Source organism: Spirillospora sp. NPDC052242 (assembly GCF_040679555.1).
Lineage (GTDB): Bacteria > Actinomycetota > Actinomycetes > Streptosporangiales > Streptosporangiaceae > Spirillospora.
Map to the genome: position 1 here is coordinate 1 of NZ_JBFAUZ010000010.1, position 16,893 is coordinate 16,893.

Annotated in this window: 17 protein-coding genes and 1 pseudogene; 17 read left to right on the forward strand and 1 reads right to left on the reverse strand. The window is 74.3% G+C overall.

Features of this window, described 5'->3' with window-relative positions:
• The 4 genes and pseudogenes from AB0L25_RS10410 to AB0L25_RS10425 form a co-directional block, all read left to right on the forward strand.
• Positions 1-655: pseudogene (locus AB0L25_RS10410) on the forward strand (hypothetical protein); the annotation flags it as partial.
• A gap of 118 nt (positions 656-773) precedes the next feature.
• Positions 774-1,952: a DUF6801 domain-containing protein gene (locus tag AB0L25_RS10415; RefSeq protein ID WP_500170605.1), complete on the forward strand. Its 1,179-nt coding sequence runs from the start codon at positions 774-776 to the stop codon at positions 1,950-1,952.
• Positions 1,953-1,961: 9 nt separating this feature from the next.
• On the forward strand, positions 1,962-3,212 hold the full coding sequence (locus AB0L25_RS10420; protein WP_500170607.1) for a lipase family protein: 1,251 nt from the start codon (positions 1,962-1,964) through the stop codon (positions 3,210-3,212).
• A gap of 16 nt (positions 3,213-3,228) precedes the next feature.
• On the forward strand, positions 3,229-3,750 hold the full coding sequence (locus AB0L25_RS10425) for a hypothetical protein (RefSeq protein WP_500170609.1): 522 nt from the start codon (positions 3,229-3,231) through the stop codon (positions 3,748-3,750).
• A 134-nt stretch (positions 3,751-3,884) separates the two neighbouring features.
• Here the strand turns inward: AB0L25_RS10425 and AB0L25_RS10430 are convergent, their stop codons facing one another.
• Complete coding sequence (locus tag AB0L25_RS10430) at positions 3,885-4,340, reverse strand: hypothetical protein (RefSeq protein WP_500170611.1); 456 nt, start codon at positions 4,338-4,340, stop codon at positions 3,885-3,887.
• A gap of 359 nt (positions 4,341-4,699) precedes the next feature.
• On the opposite strand from AB0L25_RS10430, the gene AB0L25_RS10435 reads away from it, so the two are divergent.
• From AB0L25_RS10435 to AB0L25_RS10495, 13 genes are all read left to right on the forward strand, one after another.
• Positions 4,700-5,485 (forward strand): MlaE family ABC transporter permease, encoded by a 786-nt coding sequence (locus AB0L25_RS10435; RefSeq protein WP_500170613.1) that lies wholly within the window; start codon positions 4,700-4,702, stop codon positions 5,483-5,485.
• 6 nt (positions 5,486-5,491) lie between these two features.
• Entirely contained in the window at positions 5,492-6,328 is an 837-nt protein-coding gene (locus AB0L25_RS10440) for an MlaE family ABC transporter permease (protein ID WP_500170615.1), read from the forward strand.
• The gene (locus tag AB0L25_RS10445) at positions 6,325-7,629 is read left to right on the forward strand and encodes an MCE family protein (protein WP_500170617.1); all 1,305 of its coding nucleotides are present in this window, start codon (positions 6,325-6,327) and stop codon (positions 7,627-7,629) included. Before AB0L25_RS10440 ends, AB0L25_RS10445 begins: the two co-directional genes overlap by 4 nt.
• Positions 7,626-8,666 carry an MCE family protein gene (locus AB0L25_RS10450; protein WP_500170619.1) on the forward strand — a complete coding sequence of 347 codons (1,041 nt, stop codon included), beginning with the start codon at positions 7,626-7,628 and terminating at the stop codon, positions 8,664-8,666. The genes AB0L25_RS10445 and AB0L25_RS10450 overlap by 4 nt, the downstream gene beginning before the upstream one ends.
• Positions 8,663-9,766: an MCE family protein gene (locus tag AB0L25_RS10455; protein ID WP_500170621.1), complete on the forward strand. Its 1,104-nt coding sequence runs from the start codon at positions 8,663-8,665 to the stop codon at positions 9,764-9,766. The genes AB0L25_RS10450 and AB0L25_RS10455 overlap by 4 nt, the downstream gene beginning before the upstream one ends.
• Positions 9,766-10,782, forward strand: coding sequence for an MCE family protein (locus AB0L25_RS10460; protein ID WP_500170623.1), 1,017 nt, complete (start codon positions 9,766-9,768; stop codon positions 10,780-10,782). The genes AB0L25_RS10455 and AB0L25_RS10460 overlap by 1 nt, the downstream gene beginning before the upstream one ends.
• On the forward strand, positions 10,779-11,798 hold the full coding sequence (locus AB0L25_RS10465; RefSeq protein ID WP_500170625.1) for an MCE family protein: 1,020 nt from the start codon (positions 10,779-10,781) through the stop codon (positions 11,796-11,798). Before AB0L25_RS10460 ends, AB0L25_RS10465 begins: the two co-directional genes overlap by 4 nt.
• On the forward strand, positions 11,798-13,066 hold the full coding sequence (locus AB0L25_RS10470; RefSeq protein WP_500170627.1) for an MCE family protein: 1,269 nt from the start codon (positions 11,798-11,800) through the stop codon (positions 13,064-13,066). Before AB0L25_RS10465 ends, AB0L25_RS10470 begins: the two co-directional genes overlap by 1 nt.
• A gap of 226 nt (positions 13,067-13,292) precedes the next feature.
• Complete coding sequence (locus AB0L25_RS10475) at positions 13,293-13,985, forward strand: hypothetical protein (RefSeq protein WP_500170629.1); 693 nt, start codon at positions 13,293-13,295, stop codon at positions 13,983-13,985.
• Positions 13,982-14,476 carry a hypothetical protein gene (locus AB0L25_RS10480; protein ID WP_500170631.1) on the forward strand — a complete coding sequence of 165 codons (495 nt, stop codon included), beginning with the start codon at positions 13,982-13,984 and terminating at the stop codon, positions 14,474-14,476. The genes AB0L25_RS10475 and AB0L25_RS10480 overlap by 4 nt, the downstream gene beginning before the upstream one ends.
• Complete coding sequence (locus AB0L25_RS10485; RefSeq protein ID WP_500170633.1) at positions 14,476-14,985, forward strand: Rv1363c family protein; 510 nt, start codon at positions 14,476-14,478, stop codon at positions 14,983-14,985. The genes AB0L25_RS10480 and AB0L25_RS10485 overlap by 1 nt, the downstream gene beginning before the upstream one ends.
• The gene (locus tag AB0L25_RS10490; protein WP_500170635.1) at positions 14,982-15,479 is read left to right on the forward strand and encodes a hypothetical protein; all 498 of its coding nucleotides are present in this window, start codon (positions 14,982-14,984) and stop codon (positions 15,477-15,479) included. Before AB0L25_RS10485 ends, AB0L25_RS10490 begins: the two co-directional genes overlap by 4 nt.
• 165 nt (positions 15,480-15,644) lie before the next feature.
• Entirely contained in the window at positions 15,645-16,829 is a 1,185-nt protein-coding gene (locus AB0L25_RS10495; RefSeq protein WP_500170637.1) for a PucR-like N-terminal domain-containing protein, read from the forward strand.
• The last annotated feature ends 64 nt before the right edge of the window (positions 16,830-16,893 follow it).

Below are 16,893 nucleotides of genomic sequence, written 5' to 3' on the forward strand. Positions count from 1 at the left end.
CACCCCCACGCCGACGCCTACCCCGACCCCCACCCCGACCCCCACCCCGACCCCCACCCCCACTCCCACCCCCACGCCCACCCCCACTCCCACGCCCACCCCGACCCCGACTCCCACGCCCACCCCCACCCCTCCCGGGCAGCACTTCGACTTCACGATCTCCGGTGAGACCTTCGTGAAGGCCCCGAACGGGACGGCGCCGCTGACCGGCTCCGTGGGCGCGGACCTCGACCTCATGACCGGGGACGTCGTCGCGGACCTGCGGCTCGACCCGACCGAGGGCGACTTCAAGATCCTCGGGTTCCTGCCGGTGAAGGCCGGCATCGGGTTCGCCACCCAGGGCGAGACGACCGGCGTCTACGAGAGCGGGCAGCTCACGACCAACACCAAGGTCATCACCAAGCTGTCCTCGTTCAAGGTGTTCGGGATGATCCCGATCGGCGGCGGCGAGAACTGCCAGACCGCCGAGCCGTCGGACATCACGCTGCAGTCCGCGGAGGGCGAGTTCTTCGACCCGAACGCGGGCGGCACGATCAGCGGCGAGTACTCGCTGTCGGAGATCACCGACTGCGGGCCGCTCACCGGGATCCTCAACCTGTTCACCGCGGGTGACGGCAACACGATCGACCTGACCCTCACCCCCGCCCAGGCCTGATCCAGGCCCGGACCGGCCGGCGGCCGATCCGCGGCCCCCGCCGCACCCCCCACGGTGCGGCGGGGGCCGTCCCCGTCGGGCCCGCCGGCGACCTCGCCCCCACCCCGAAAGGCGAACGTTGACCAGGAAACGAAGAGCGGGACGCCGGGGCGCGGTCCGCGCGGCCGTCGCGGCGGCGTCGGGGCTCGCCGCGGCGGCCGCCGGGCTCGCCGTCGCCGCCGTCGCCGCACCGGCGGCGGCCGCGGCGCCCGCGACCCTCGACCTCGGCTACCACTGCACCTTCCCGCTGATCGGCCCGCAGCCGGTGCGGGTGTCCCTCGCCGCGGACGTCCCGGAGACCGTGCGGGTCGGCGAGACGATGCCGGGCATCGCCGTCGACTCGGTGGCGACGGTCGGCGCCGCGTCGACGCGCGCGCTCGCCGCCCTCGGCACCGCGACCCTCGAGGGCGGCGCCCGCGCCGACGCGACCCTCACCGTCCCGGAGATGCCCGGCGGCCTGCCCGTCCAGGTGGACGTCGCGCTGGACCGGACGGACGTGCCCGCGTCCGGCGAGTTCACCGTGCGGGGGAGCGGCACCGCGCCCGACCTCACGTTCACCAGGCCGGGCCCCGGCACGATCGCCGTCGGGAACCTCGTGCTGACGCTGACGCCCCGGACGGACGACGGCGGCCCCGGCGGCCTCGGCACGTTCGAGTCCGAGTGCGTCCAGGACCCCGGGCAGGACAACGTCCTCGCGTCCTTCGAGATCGTCGACACGACGGGCGGCGGCGACCACGCGTACGCGGTCGAGGGCTCGACCGTCCTGCAGGCGTCCGGCGGGACCGCGCCGCTCACCGGCGGGATGACCCTCGCCCTCGGCGCCGCCGGGGACGCCGCCCGCGCCGACCTCGCGCTCGAACCGGCGACCGCGGACCTCGACCTGTTCGGGTTCCTGCCGGTCACCGCCGAGATGCGGCTGGACGACGGCGACGGCGGCACGGCCGCACTCGGCGACGGCGTCCTCACGACGACGTCCCCGGTCACGGCCGCCTTCCCGTCGTTCCGCGTCTTCGGCGTCGTCCCGATCGGCGGCGGCGACGGGTGCCGCACGACCGAGCCGTCCGAGCTGAAGCTCACCTCGGCGCCCGGCTTCGACCCGGCCGCGGGCGGCCGCCTCACCGGCGAGCACGACCTCGCTGCCCTCACCGGCTGCGGCGCGCTGACCGGTCTGCTCGGCGACGCGGTCACCGCCCCCGGCACCACCGTCGAACTGACCCTCACCCCGGCGAATCCCCCGGCGGACGACAGGAACAGGTAGGAGGCGGAGATGCCGATCTTCACCGCACGTCGTCGCCGGGGGGTGCTCGGCGGCACCGCCGCGCTCGTCCTCGCGCTGGCCGCGGCCCCGGCCGTCCCGGCGAGCGCCGCGTCCCCGGCCGCGCCCGCCGCGCCCGCCGCGGCGACCGATCCGGGGCCGCCCGGCGACGCGTTCTACACGCCGCCCGCCCCGCTGCCCGCCGGGAAAGCGGGCGACGTGATCCGGGCGCGCCCGGCCAAGGCGGGGCCGCCGACCGCGCGGGGCCTCGCGGACGCCTGGCAGGTCATGTACCTGTCGACGGACGCGCTCGGCGCGCCCGTCGCGGTCACCGGGATGGTCCTCGTGCCGAAGGCGGGCGACCCGGCGTCGCTGCCGGTCGTCGGGTTCGGGCCGGGGACGAGCGGGCCGTCGTTCCGCTGCGCGCCGTCCCGGTTCATCGACCAGGGCGCCTTCTACGAGCAGGCCGCGCTGAACGAGATGCTCGCCGCCGGGTACGCGGTCGCCGTCACCGACTACGAGGGCTACCACCAGAAACCCGAGACGACCTACATCGTCCACTCGATGGGGAACGCGCTGATCGACGCGGTGCGCGCCGCGCAGCGGCTGGACGAGGCGGGGCTGCCCGACGCCGGGAAGGTCGCGTTCCGCGGCTACTCGCAGGGCGGGGCCGCCGCGATGTGGGCGGGGCAGAAGCAGCCCGAGTACGCCCCCGAACTGGACGTCGCGGGCATCGTCGGCGGCGGCGTCCCGTCCGACCTCGCGGCCGTGGGCATCGCGCTGGAGGGCGCCGACCCGTTCGGGTTCCTCCTCTACTCCATGGTCGGCATGGACAACGCCTACCCGGAGCTGGACCTCGAGTCGTACGTCAACGACGCCGGACGCGCCATGCTCGCGGCGTTCGAGAACGACACGTGCACGCTGGAGCTGCTGCTCGACCACCAGGGCAAGACGGTGCCGGACTACTTCGCCACCAGCCCGTACGCGTCGACGCCGTGGCTGGAGCGGGTCGCGGAGAACACGCTCGGCGCGCGGGCGCCCGGCGCCCCGGTGTTCCAGTACCACTCGAAGACCGACGAGATCGTCGCGTTCGGGCAGGCCGAGCGGCTGCACCGCGACTACTGCGCCCTCGGCGCCCCCGTCACCTGGAAGACGTGGGACGGCGTCGGCCACATCACGCTCGTCTACCGCGGCAACGAGGACGCGATGGCGTTCCTCGCGGACCGCTTCGCGGGCGAGCCCGCCACCTCGAACTGCGCGTGAACGAAGGAGAACGGACATGGTGCGGCGTGTGATCGCCGGGGCGGTGCTGGCCGGGACGGCCGTGCTCGCCGCCGCCGGCTGCGGATCCGAGGAGAAGAAGGAGCCGCCCGAGATCGCCTGGGCGGGGAAGCTGTGCGACATCTCCGCGCGGCTCCCCACGATGAAGGTGCCCGAACTCCAGGCGGCGGACGCGGCGACGTCGAAGAAGTCGCTCGTCCAGATGCTGGACGACATCTCGCAGCGGATGCGGACGTTCGAGACGGAGATGCAGGAGCTCGGCGCCCCGCCGGTCACCGGCGGCGAGCAGCTGTACAAGGACGCGATGACGAATCTGATGCAGACGCGTTCGACGGTCTCGACGGCGACGCTGCGGCTGGAGAAGGCCGACGTGAAGAACGAGAAATCGCTGCAGAAGGCCGTGGGCCAGATGGGCGAGGTGTTCGGCCGTTTCCAGACGTATCAGGGGCCCGAACAGGACTTCGCGAAGAACGCCGAACTGAAGGCCGCGTTCGCGAAGGCGCCCGCGTGCGCGAAGTGAGCGCGTGCGCGAAGTGAGCGCGTGAGCCGCGCGGCCCCGTCCGTCCACCGGTGGCAGGGTGGACGGACGGGGCCGCGCGTGCGTCGCCCGCGGGGCGCGCCGGGAGCGGGGCGCGCCGGCCGCGGGCGGGCGCGTCAGCCGCGCGGGGCGGCGGACGCCATGACCTGCATGCAGACGGCCATCGCGCGCTGCATGTCGCCGGACGGCGTCGCGGGCGGCTGCCACTGCCGGATGTCGGCGGGGATGTCGATGCCCTTGTCCCGCATGCACTTCGCGAAGGCGTTCACGGCGGCCGGGGGCGGCCCGGTGGGGGCGCCGTTCGCGGTTCCGCCGCCCGCGCCGCCGGAACCGCCCGCGCCGGAGCCGCCCTCGGTGCCGGAACCGGCACCGCCGCCCTGGCCCGTGCCGCTCCCGCCCTGGCCGCCGCCCGCGCCGCCGCCGGCGCCGGGCTGCCCGGCGCCCGGCCCGGACGGCGCGCCGGCCCCCGGGTTCTGCGCGGACGACCCGCCGCCGGAGTCGTCCTCCCCGCCGCACGCCGTGAGGGCGAGCGCGGGGACCAGCAGCAGGGCCGCGAGATGACGTCGGTTCACGGGTGGTTCCTCTCGGCAGGGTGGGACCCGATCGGTGGGCGTCCGGCCGCAAGCCGGGTGCAATCCGGACATTATGCGCCGACCGGTGGGGGGCGGCTTTGTCGTGCCGCGCAGGATCGGGGCCCGCGCCTTGTCACGCGCGTGACAACGGACGGCCGCGGGCGGCGCGGCCCCCGGAAAATGCTCGCCCGCCGATGAAAAACCGCGGCCCGCCGCCGCCCGAAGATGTCACCGGCCGCTAGAAATGCCGGTAATCGCGAATTCGTACACTTCTCCGCCTTGTCGGAGTAATTGGCGCCGAAGTAGCTTGAGCCGTCCGAACCCGGAATACGGGAAAAGCGCGAAAGGAGGTCCGAGCCGTGCCGACGCCCGTCATCGAATACCCGCTGAACGCGCTGCGCGAGGCCGGCCGGATGTTCGCGCTCGGCGCGACCGTGCTCGGCATGGCGTTCCGCCGCCCGTTCCAGTTCCGCGAGTTCGTCGAGCAGTTCTGGTTCATCGCGAGCGTGACGATCCTGCCGACGGCGCTCGTGTCGATCCCGTTCGGCGCCGTCACGTCCCTGCAGGTCGGATCGCTCACGCAGCAGTTCGGCGCGCAGTCGTTCACCGGCGCGGCGAGCGTCCTGGTGGTGATCCAGCAGGCCAGCCCGATGATCGTCGCGCTGCTGGTGGCCGGGGTGGCGGGCTCGACGATCTGCGCCGACATCGGCGCCCGCACGATCCGCGAGGAGCTCGACGCGATGGAGGTGCTCGGCGTCTCGCCCGTGCAGCGCCTCGTCGTCCCCCGCGTCCTCGCCTGCGTCGCCGTCGCGTTCCTGCTGAACGGCCTGGTGTCGGTCGTCGGGGTCGCCGGCGGCTACTTCTTCAACGTGCTCATGCAGGGCGGCACGCCCGGCGCGTACGTCGCGAGCTTCTCCGCCCTCGCGCAGCTCCCCGACATCTACGTGGGCGAGGCGAAGGCGATCCTGTTCGGGTTCGTCGCCGGGGTCGTCGCGTCGTACCGGGGCCTGAACCCGAAGGGCGGGCCGAAGGGCGTCGGGGACGTCGTCAACCAGTCGGTCGTCATCACGTTCCTGCTGCTGTTCCTGCTCAACCTCGTGATCACCGGGATCTACCTCCAGGTCGTCCCGCCGAAGGGAGGGTGAGCGGCGATGGCCGTGCTCGGCACGCTCCGCGCGGGCCCGTCCCGCTGGTTCGCCTGGCTGGACGCCCCCGGCGACCAGGGCCTGTTCTACGTGCGGGCGCTCCTGTGGGCGCCGCGCGCCGTCCGCCGCTACTGGCGCGAGGTGCAGCGGCTGCTGGCGGAGGTCGCGTTCGGCAGCGGCGGCCTCGGCGTGATCGGCGGGACGATCGGCGTGATGGTCGCGATGACCCTCGCCACCGGCGTCGTCGTCGGCATGCAGGGCTACTCGGCGCTCCAGCAGATCGGGACGTCCGCGTTCACCGGGTTCGCGTCCGCGTACATCAACACGCGGGAGATCGCGCCGGTCGTGTCGGGACTCGCGCTGTCGGCGACCGTCGGGGCCGGGTTCACCGCGCAGCTCGGCGCGATGCGGATCGGCGACGAGGTCGACGCGCTCGAGGTGATGGGCATCCCGAGCCTGCCGTACCTGGTGACGACCCGCATCATCGCGGGCGCCGTCGCGATCGTCCCGCTGTACGCGGTCGGGCTGCTGTGCGCGTACCTGGCGTCCCGCACGGTGACGGTGCACGTCAACGGGCAGTCCGCGGGGACCTACGACCACTACTTCGGGCTGTTCCTGTCGCCCGTGGACGTCGTGCTCTCGTTCTTCAAGGTGCTGGTGTTCAGCGTGCTGGTGATCCTCTCGCACTGCTACTACGGCTACCGCGCGGCCGGCGGCCCCGCTGGGGTGGGCCGAGCCGTCGGCCGCGCGGTTCGCACCTCGATCGTCCTCATCAGCGTCAGCGACTTCTTCTTCAGCCTGGCGGTGTGGGGGACGACCACGACGGTGAAGGTCGCCGGATGAGCGCCCGCAGGGCGCCCGGGCGGCGGCGCCGCGCCGTCCCGCCCGTCCTCGGCAGGCGGCTCGCGGGCGTCGCGTTCCTGCTGGTCCCGGCGCTGCTGATCGGGCTGTCGATCGCGGTGTACGACAAGCGGTTCACCGAGGTCGCGTGGGTGACGCTGCGGACGGCGAGCGCGGGCAGCGAGATGCACCCGCACGCGGACGTGAAGCTGCGCGGCGTCGTCGTCGGCGAGGTCCGCGAGATCGACTCGGACGGACGGGTCGCGACGCTGCGGCTCGCGATCGACCCCGACCGGGTGCCGATGCTGCCCGCGAACGTGTCGGCGCAGCTGCTCCCCACGACCCTGTTCGGGCAGCGGTACGTCGCGCTGATCCCGCCGGAACGCCCCGTCGCGGCGCGCCTCGACGGCGGCAGCGTCATCAGCCAGGACCGGTCCGCGAACGCCATCGAGCTGCAGCGCGTCCTCGACAACCTGTACCCGCTGCTCACCGCCGTCCAGCCCGCGAAGCTCGCCGCGACCCTCACCGCCGTCTCGCAGGCCCTGGACGGGCGCGGCACCGAACTCGGCGCGACGCTCGTCGAACTCGACGCGTACCTGAAGGAGATCAACCCGTCCGTCCCGGCGCTCAACCGCGGGATCCGCGAACTCGTGCAGGTCGCGCACCACTACGAGCAGGCCGCGCCCGACATCCTCCAGGCGCTCAACGACTTCTCCTACACCAGCCGCAGCATCGCCGCCCAGCGCGACGACCTCGGACGGCTCTACGCGTCCCTCACCGACGCGTCCCGGAACCTCTCCGACTTCCTCCACGAGAACAGCGAGAACTTCATCCGGCTCACCGCCGAGGGCCGCCCGACCCTCGAACTGCTGCGCGAGTACTCGCCCGCGTTCCCCTGCACCCTCGAGATGCTCACCGACTTCGTGCCCCTCATGGACGAGGTCCTCGGCGAGGGCACCGAACGCCCCGGGCTGCGGGTGAACGTCACGACCGTCCCGTCCAAGGGGAAGTACGTGCCCGGGCGCGACCGCCCCCGGCACACCGAGGCCGACGGGCCGCACTGCTACCCCGTCCCGTACGGGACGGGCGGCGGCGCGGAGACCGTCGCCGCCGCGCCGCCGGACGCCGCCACGCCCGTCGCGGTCGCGCCCGGCGCGCTCGGCCTGCCGAACTCGCCGCAGGAGAACCGGATGGTGAACGAGCTGGTGGCGCCGTCCGTCCAGGAGGTCCCGGAGGCGCTGCCCGGCTGGAGCAGCGTCCTCGTCGGGCCGCTCTACCGGGGGACGGAGGTGACCCTCAAGTGAAGCGGACGAGCCTCGCCCGGCCGCTCGCGAAGTCGCTCGCGTTCGTCGTCGTGACCGTCCTCGCGACCGGGCTGCTGGCGCTCAGCATCGGCCGGTTCGGCGCCCGCGACACCGTCTCGTACAAGGCCCGGTTCACCGACGCGTCCGGGCTGCGGGACGGCGACGGCGTGCGGATCGCGGGCGTCGAGGTCGGCCGCGTCGAGGACATCGACGTCGTCGACCGGCGCACCGCCGAGGTCACGTTCGCGGTCGAGCGGGGCCGCGCCCTGCCCGCGACCGCCACCGCGACGATCAAGTACCTGAACCTGATCGGGCAGCGGTACGTCGCCCTCGACCGCGGCACCGGCGCCGCCGGCACCCTGCGGCCGGGCGCGACGATCCCGGTCGAGCGGACGACGCCCGCGCTGAACCTCACGCAGCTGTTCAACGGTTTCCAGCCGCTGTTCCAGGCGCTGTCGCCCGGCGACGTCAACAAGCTCGCCGGGTCGCTCGTCCAGGTGCTGCAGGGCGAGGGCGGGACGGTCGAGGGCCTGCTGTCCACGATCGGCTCGCTGACCGGCGGGATCGCCGCGAAGGACGAGGTCATCGGGCAGGTGATCGACAACCTGAACGCCGTCCTCGACACGGTCAACGCGCGCGACGACGAACTCGGCACGCTCGTCTCGACGCTGCGCCGCCTGGTGTCCGGGCTCGCGTCCGACCGGACGGCGATCGGCGAGGCCATCAGCGCCCTCGACGACCTCGCCGGCACCACCGCGGGCCTGCTGCGGGACGGCCGCGCGCCGCTGAAGCGCGACATCGAGCAGCTCGGCCGCCTGTCGAAGAACCTCGCGGACGAGTCGGACACCGTCGGCCGGTTCCTGGAGACCCTGCCGGTGAAGATGGAGGCCATCGGGCGCGTCGCCTCCTACGGCTCGTGGCTGAACCTTTACATGTGCGAGGCGGCCGTCACGGGCGTCGCCTACGAGCAGTACCCGGGCGAGGAGCACCCGCCCCCGACCGGGGTCCCGGCCACGGACGCGAGGTGCGGCGCATGACCCCCCGCAAGGAACGCCGCCGCCCGGAGCGGCCGCCGCGCAAGGCGCGGGGACGGTCGAGGGGACGGCCGGTGGGGCGGCCGCGGCTCAAGCCGGTGCGGGAGCGGAACCCGATCGTGGTCGCCGTCGTGTCGATCACCCTGCTGACCGTTGCCGCTCTGCTCGCCTACAACGCCAAGGACCTGCCCGTCGTCGGCGGCGGCACCCGCTACACCGCCGACTTCGGCGAGGCCGCCGGGCTGCGCCCCGGCAACGAGGTGCGCGTCGCGGGCGTGAAGGTCGGCGAGGTGACGGGCGTCCGGCTGGACGGCGCGAAGGTCGCGGTGTCGTTCCGCGTGCGCGACACCTGGATCGGGGACGCCAGCACCGTCGCGATCGCCATCAAGACGCTGCTCGGCGACAAGTACCTCGCAGTAGACCCGCTCGGCGCGCGCGCACAGGACCCGGGGGACCGGATCCCGCTCGACCGGACGACGTCCCCGTACGACGTCACCGAAGCGTTCGAGGACCTCGCGGGGACCGTCGGACGCCTCGACAGCGCGCGGCTCGCGCAGAGCCTCGACGTCCTGTCCGGGACGTTCGACGACACCGCGCCCGAGGTCCGCGAGGCCCTCACCGGCCTGTCCGCCCTGTCGAAGACGATCGCGTCGCGGGACGCCGAACTGTCCCGCCTGCTCGCGAACACCCGCCAGGTGACCGGCACGATGGCCGAACAGAGCGGGAACGTCGAAGCGCTCCTGCGCGACGGCAACCTCCTCTTGGCCGAGATCCGCCGCCGCCGGGAGGCGATCCACAACCTCCTCCTCGGCACCCAGGACCTCTCCCGGCAGATCTCCGGACTCGTCCAGGACAACCAAGAGCAACTCGACCCCACCCTGCGTGCGCTCGGGCAGGTCACCGACCTCCTAGAGGAGAACCAGGCGAACCTGGACCGTGCGCTGAAAACCGCAGGCCCCTACACCCGCCTCCTGGGCAACTCCCTCGGCAACGGACGCTGGATGGACGGCTACCTCTGCGGGCTCGTCCCGCCCGAGTACCTGCCCGAGGGCCGCGAAGCCCCCGACGAGGGGTGCATGCCGCCCCGGAAGGGCGGTGGCTGATGCTGCGCAGGCTGCGCGGTCCCGCCGCGCTCGTCGCGCTGGGCGCCGCACTCGTCCTGGCCGCCGCGCTCGCGCTCGTCCGCGCCCAGGGCCCGGACGGCACCCGCATCACCGTGTACTTCCGCAGCGCCGTGGGCATCTCCGCCGGGTCGGACGTCCGCGTCCTCGGCGTCCGCGTCGGCGCCGTCGACTCCGTCACCCCCGACGGGCCCCGCGTCCGGACCGTCCTGACCGTCGACCACGGCGTGCGCGTCCCGTCCGGGGCGCGCGCCGTCGCCGTCGCGCCGAGCGTCGTCGCCGACCGGTACGTCCAGCTCACCCCCGCCTACACGGGCGGCCCGGCGATGCGGTCCGGCGCCGTCATCGACGTGCGCAACACCGCCACCCCGATGGAACTCGACCAGGTCTACGCCGCGATCAAGCGGCTCGCCGCCGACCTCGGACCGGACGGCGCCAACGCCGACGGCGCGCTCTCCCGGGCCCTCGAGACCGGCGCGGAGAACCTCGACGGCAACGGCCGGGACATCCGCACCACGACCGAACGCATGGCGCAGGCCGCCAAGACGCTCGCGGGCTCGCAGGGCGACCTGTTCGCGACGATCCGCTCCCTGCAGACCTTCACGTCCATGCTCAGGGAGAACGACGGGCAGGTGCGGCTCGCCGAACGGCAGCTCGCCGACGTCAGCGGGTTCCTCGCCGCCGACCGGCACGAACTCGACGCCGCGATCCGGCTGCTCACCCGCGCCCTCGCCGACGTCGAACGGTTCATCCGCGACAACCGCCACCAGGTGCGGGAGAACGTGCACAAACTCGCCGACATCACGCAGACCCTCGTCAAGCAGCGCCGCTCGCTCGCCGAGGCCCTCGACGTCCAGGCGATCAACGTCGTGAACGTCCTCAACGCCTACGACCCGGCCACGAAGTCGCTGATGGGCCGCCAGAACCTCACCGAACTCACCCCGCTCCCCGTCACGGGCCGCCCCGTGCAGGCCCCGCCGGAAGGGGGCGCCCCGTGATCCGCCGCGCGCTCGCCGCCCTCGCCGCCGCGACCCTCGCGTCCGGCTGCGGCTTCACCGGCCTCCAGGACCTCCCGCTGCCCGGCGGCGCCGACCTCGGCGACCACCCCTACACCGTGCGGGCCCGGTTCGCGAACGTCCTCAACCTCGTCCCCCAGTCCGCCGTCAAGGTCAACGACGTCGCCGTCGGCCGCGTCACCGCCGTCGGGCTCCCCGACGACGGCTGGACCGCCGTCGTCACCATGCAGGTCAACGGCGACGTCCGCCTCCCGGCGGACGCCCGCGCGAACGTCCGCCAGTCGAGCCTCCTGGGCGAGAAGTTCGTCGAACTGAGCGCCCCGCCGCAAACCGGGTCCGCCGGGCGGCTGGCGGACGGCGCGGTGATCCCGCTGTCGCGCACCGGCCGCAACCCGGAGGTCGAGGAGGTGTTCGGCGCCCTGTCCATGCTCCTCAACGGCGGCGGGATCGCCCAGATCCGCACGATCACCACCGAACTGAACCGGGCGCTCGACGGCAACGAACCCGAGATCCGGTCGCTCCTGCACCAGGCCGAACGGCTCGTCGGCGCCCTCGACGCCAACCGCCAGGGGATCATCGACGCGCTCGACGGCCTGAACCGCCTCTCCGCCACCCTCCGCGCCCGCGACGAGCAGATCGACGTCGCCCTCACCGACCTCGAACCCGGCCTGCGGGTGCTCGAGGAGCAGCGCGGCGCGCTCGTCCAGATGCTGTCGTCGCTGGACGAACTGTCGCAGGTCGCCGTGACGACCATGAACCGCAGCAAAGAGGACCTCATCGCCGACCTGGAGGCCCTCGAACCCACCCTCCGCAAGCTCTCCGACGCCGGCACCGACCTCCCGAACGCCCTCGAGGTCCTGCTCACCTACCCGTTCACCGACGCCGTCCTCCCCGCGATCAAGGGCGACTACCTGAACGTGTACCTCACCGTCACCGCGAAGCCGGGCACCACGATCGTCCCGCCCATCGCCCCGCTCCCCGCCGTCCAGGGGGACTGATGCTCACCCTCGGCACCAGGATCAAGAACCTCGTCTTCCTCGTCGTCGGCCTCTACGCCGTCGCCCACGTCGGCCTGAACTACGCCGACCTCGGCAAGCACGTCGGGCTCGCCGACCACTACGTCATCGAGGCCGAACTCGCCGAAGCCGGGGGCCTCGCCGAGAACGCCGACGTCACCTACCGGGGATCGTCCGTCGGACGCGTCGGCGCCCTGCACCTCACGGCCGACGGCGTCGTCGCCGAACTCCGCATCGACGACGACGCCCCCCGCATCCCCGTCGGCACCGAGGCCGTCGTCGCCAACCGCTCGGCGATCGGCGAACAGTACATCGACCTGCGCCCGACCACCGCGTCCGGCCCGTTCATGGCCGCCGGGGCCGTCATCCCCCGCTCCGCGACCGCCACGCCCCCGCCCGTCACCGACCTGCTGACCAGCGTCAACGCCCTCGCCGAATCCGTCCCGACCGGCGCGCTGCGCACCGTCGTCGACGAACTCGGCGTCGCCCTCGCCGGCCAGGGCCCGAACCTCCAGGCGCTCCTCGACGAGACCCGCGCCCTCACCAAGGCCGCCGACGCGAACGTCGCCCCCACCCGCACGCTCATCGACGACGCCGAACACGTCCTGCGCACCCAGAACGAGGAAGCCGCCGCCCTCGCGTCCTTCGGCCGCGACGCGCGCCTGCTCGCCGCTCAATTGCGCGAATCCGACCCCGCCTTCCGCGACCTCGTCACCACCGCGCCCGACGCCGCCACCGAACTCCGCGCCCTCGTCCGCGACCTCGACCCCTCGATGAGCGTCCTCGTCGCGAACCTGCTGACGACGTCCGAACTCCTCGCGCACCGCACCTCCGGGCTCGAACAGCTCCTGTCGGAACTGCCGGCCGCGGTCGCCGCCGGAACGTCCGTCGTGCACGACGGCCGGCTCACCTTCGGAATGGTCACCACCTTCTTCGACCCCCCGCACTGCACGTCCGGTTACGAGGGCACGCGGTACCGCAACGGGCTCGACACGTCCCCGGGCGCCCCGCTGAACACCGCGGCCGCCTGCACCGAGCCCCCGTCGAGCGGCACGAACGTCCGCGGCGCGGCGAACGCCCCGCGCCCGCCCGTCCCCGAGCCCGCGCGCGCCGGCTCCGTCCTGGGCGCCGCACCGGACCCGACGCTGCCCGGCGCGCTCGCACTCCCCGCCCTGCCCACCGCACGAAGCGCCCCGAACGACCCCGCCGACCTCCGCACCTTGCTCGCACTCCCGAAGGCCCACCCGTGACCGCCCGCAGTCCTGGCCCACCCCACCCCTCGCGGCGTGCGCCCGCGTGTCGGGTGCCCGTGTGGCGTGTGCCGGTGGACGGCGTGCCCGCTGGCCCTGCGTCCGTCCGGCACGTCCCGGCGCGTGGCTGCATGTGGGGCGGACGGGTGGGTGGACGCGTGCTCCCTGCGGCCTGCGTGGACGAGCGCGGGAAGTTCGTCCGGGCGGTGCGGCGTGGAAGTGGGGCGTGGGCGTGAAGCGTGAGGCGGTCGTGCGCGGAGGCGACGAGAAGAACGGGGCGGACGAGGCGGTGGAGAGCGCGTGGCGTGGGGCCTTGCGGGCCGAGGGCGAGGAGGCGCGGCCCGCGCGCAAGGGCGGGGCGCGCGGTGAGCCCGCGGGGGTGCGGCGCGCGCGGACGCGGCCTCGCACGCGGACGCTGCTCGCCGGGTGGGGGCTCGTGGGGTGGGGTGTCGTGGTCGCGGCGTTCGTGTTCCTCGTGGGGTCGGGGTGGGCGGCGTGGCGGGACGACCCGGGCGTGCAGGGGCCCTCGGGGGGACGGGCGGCGGTCCTGCAGGCGGCCGAGCGGCACATCGCGACGTTGAACTCGATGGACGGGGCGCACGTGGACGCGGGGTTGCGGGGGTGGCTCGACGCGACGACGGGGGCGCTGCACACGCAGCTGCGGGGCGATGAGGCGTCGAACCGGCGGAAGATCGGGGCGTCGGGGACGGACGCGGACGCGCGGGTCACGGGGGCGGCGGTGACGTCGCTGGACGAGGCGGCGGGGAAGGCGGAGGTGATCGCGGCGGTGCAGGTGCGGCTGACGCTGCGGGGCGGGGAGCCGACGATGCAGCGGAAGCGGTTCGCGGCCGAGCTGGTGCGGACGCCGCAGGGGTGGAAGCTCGCGGCGCTGGCGTCGGTCCCGGTGGGGGCGCGATGAGGCGGGTCCTGCGGTTGTATCGCCCGTTCGCCGTCGCGGTCGGGCTGGTGCTGGTCGGGCTGGTGCTGCACCCGGTCGCGGACCGGGTGCGCGGGGACGAGCGGCCCGCGTTCGACGACGTGGCGGCGGCCGAGGTGACGGGCGCGGTGTCGCGGGGGCTGGTCGCGGTGTTCAGCTACGAGGCGGGGGACGTCGCGGCGACGGAGCGGGCCGCGGCGGAGGTGCTGCAGGGCCCGGCGCTGCGGCAGTACCGCGTGCTGTTCGGGCAGGTGAAGCGGCAGGCGCCGGGACAGCGGGTGACGCTCGTGACGCGGGTGGTGCGGGCCGGGGTGGTGTCGCTGGTCGGTGCGGACGCGCGGGTGCTGGTGTTCCTCGACCAGACGGCGACGCGCGCGGGGGAGCCGGTGGGCACTCCGGCGGCGGCGCAGCTGGTCGTGACGGCGCGGCGGGTGCAGGGCCGGTGGACGATCCAAGAACTGCGGGCGGTCTGATGGACGAGGATCCGGTGCGGCGGACGGCGGCGGCGCTGGTCGCTCTCGCGGCGGTGTTCGCCCTCTGGGGCGGTTGGTCCTGGTATGCCGCGGCGCACGATGACGGGGACGCGTACTCGCGGGTGCGCGCGGAGGTGCTGCGGGCGGGGGAGCAGTCGGTGCAGAACCTGAACACGCTCGACTACCGGACCGTCGAGCCGGATCTGCGCACGTGGCGGGAGTCGACCACCGGTGAGCTGCACCGGGAGATCACCGACGGCCGGGCGGCGTTCGTGGACCGGGTACGGAAGGCGAGAACGGTCACGTCGGGGAGGGTGCTGGAGGCGGCGGTGGCCGAGCTGGACGTGCGGTCGGGGCGGGCGCGCGTCCTGGCGGCGGTCGAGATCACCGTGACGCCGCCGGAGGGCGACCCGGTGGTGAAGCAGGACCGCCTGGTCGCGCGGCTCGACCGGACGGGCGGCGGCTGGAAGGTGAGCGGGCTCGGGCGGGCGTCGGGGGAGGCGTCGTGAGGACGGTCGCGCTGGGGGTCGTGGCGGTGCTGCTGGCGGCGTCGGGGGTCTGGGCGCGGCAGGAGGCGGCGGGCCTGCGGGACGATCCCGTCGTGCGGAACGCGGCGTTGACGGACGGCGCCGCGACGAGCGAGGTGAAGGGGGCGGTCGCCGAGATGGTGGGGCGGCTCTTCTCCTACGACCACGCCGCCCCGGAGCGCACCCGGAAAGCGGCGGCGGAGTTTCTGACGGGCGACGCGGCGGGGCAGTACGAGGGCGTGTTCGGAAAGGTGCGGGAGGAGGCGCCGAAACGGGAGGCCGTGCTGAGCACGCGGGTCACCGACAGCGCCGTGGTGTCGCTCCGGGACGGACGGGCGCGGCTGCTCGTGTTCGCGGACCAGCGGACGACCCGCACGTCGGACGGGCGGAGCTCGCACGCGCCCGCGATGCTGGCGGTGGACGCCGTCCGCCGGGACGGTCGCTGGCGCATCGCGGGCCTCGACACCTTCGGGTGACCTTTTCGCGCGTCCGCCAGGGAAAAGCGGGCGCCATTCGGCGGTTCGCTCGTGTTTTTGTCACCTCGCCCGAGAAAACCTTGCCGAACGAGTTATTCCGGCGACAACCGGAATGGGCCCCGATCCACGATCCTTGGAGCATTCGGTCGTGAGGGGGAATGGCGAATGGCAGACGTCGCGGCGTTCGAGAAGGTCCCGGCGTGGGTGGCGGAGCGGCTGCGGGCCCGGGTGGACCGGGCGGCCGACGAGCTGATGCGCGAGCTGGGCGAGCGCGGCGCGGTGCCGGTGGGCGACGAGGCGCGGCGGGTGCGGTCGGGGGTCGCGGCGGGGCTGCGGCACTTCTGCGACCTGGTGGACGACCCGGACGCCGGCTGGGACCGGGTGCGGGCGTTCTACCTGCGGGTCGGGCGGGCGCTGGCGCGGGACGGCCGGGACCCGGACGAGATCCAGCAGTCGCTGCGCCGGTCGGTGCTCGCCGCGTGGCGCACGCTCGCGACCGTCCCGGGCGGCCTGGACCTCGATCGCGCCGCGCTGGGGCTCGTGGTGGACGCCCAGTTCGCCTACATGGACGCGGTCGCGGAGGTGATCGCGGCGGGGTACCGGGAGGAGCGCGCCGCGCGGCCCGCGGGCGACCCGGACGTCCGGCGCCGCGCCCGGCTGCTGCAGCTGCTGCTCGCCGAGCCGCCCGCGGATCCGGACCGGGTCGCGGCGCTCGCCCGGGAGGCGCGGTGGCCGCCGCCGCGGACGGTCGCGGCGGCCGCGGCGCGGCCCCGCCGGGACGGGGTGCTTCCGCCGCACCCGCCGGCCGGGGCGCTCGCGGACTTCGCCGCGCCGGAGCCGGCGCTGCTGTTCCCCGACGCCCCGGACGGCGCCCGTCCGGTCCTGCCCGCCGAGCTGGTCCGGGACTGGGTCGTCGCGATCGGGCCGGCGGTGCCGCTCGCGGGCGCGGCCCGCTCACTGCGGTGGGCCCGGGAGACGCTCGCGCTCGCGGGCCGCGGCGTCATCCCCGACACCGGCCCGATCCGCAGCGCCGAGCACGTCCCGGCGCTGATGGTGTCCCGCGCCGGGGAGCTGATCGACGACGCCGCCGCGACGCGGCTCGCGCCGCTGCGCGCGGTGCCGCCGGCGCGGCGGGAGCGGCTCGCCGAGACGCTGCTCGCGCTGCTGGAGCACAACTTCAACGCCGCCGACGCCGGGCGCCGCCTGCGCGTGCACCCGCAGACCGTCCGGTACCGGCTGCGGCACCTGCGGCACCTCTTCGGGGACGACCTGTCGGACCCGCGGCGCTGCCTGGAGATGGAGCTGATCCTGCACGCCCGGCTGGTCACGAAGACATTGTCAACGTGTTGATAAGAAACCCGCCGAATCGCGCGTCCGGATGCGTGGCGCGCGACGGGTGCGCGGGTCGATAGTC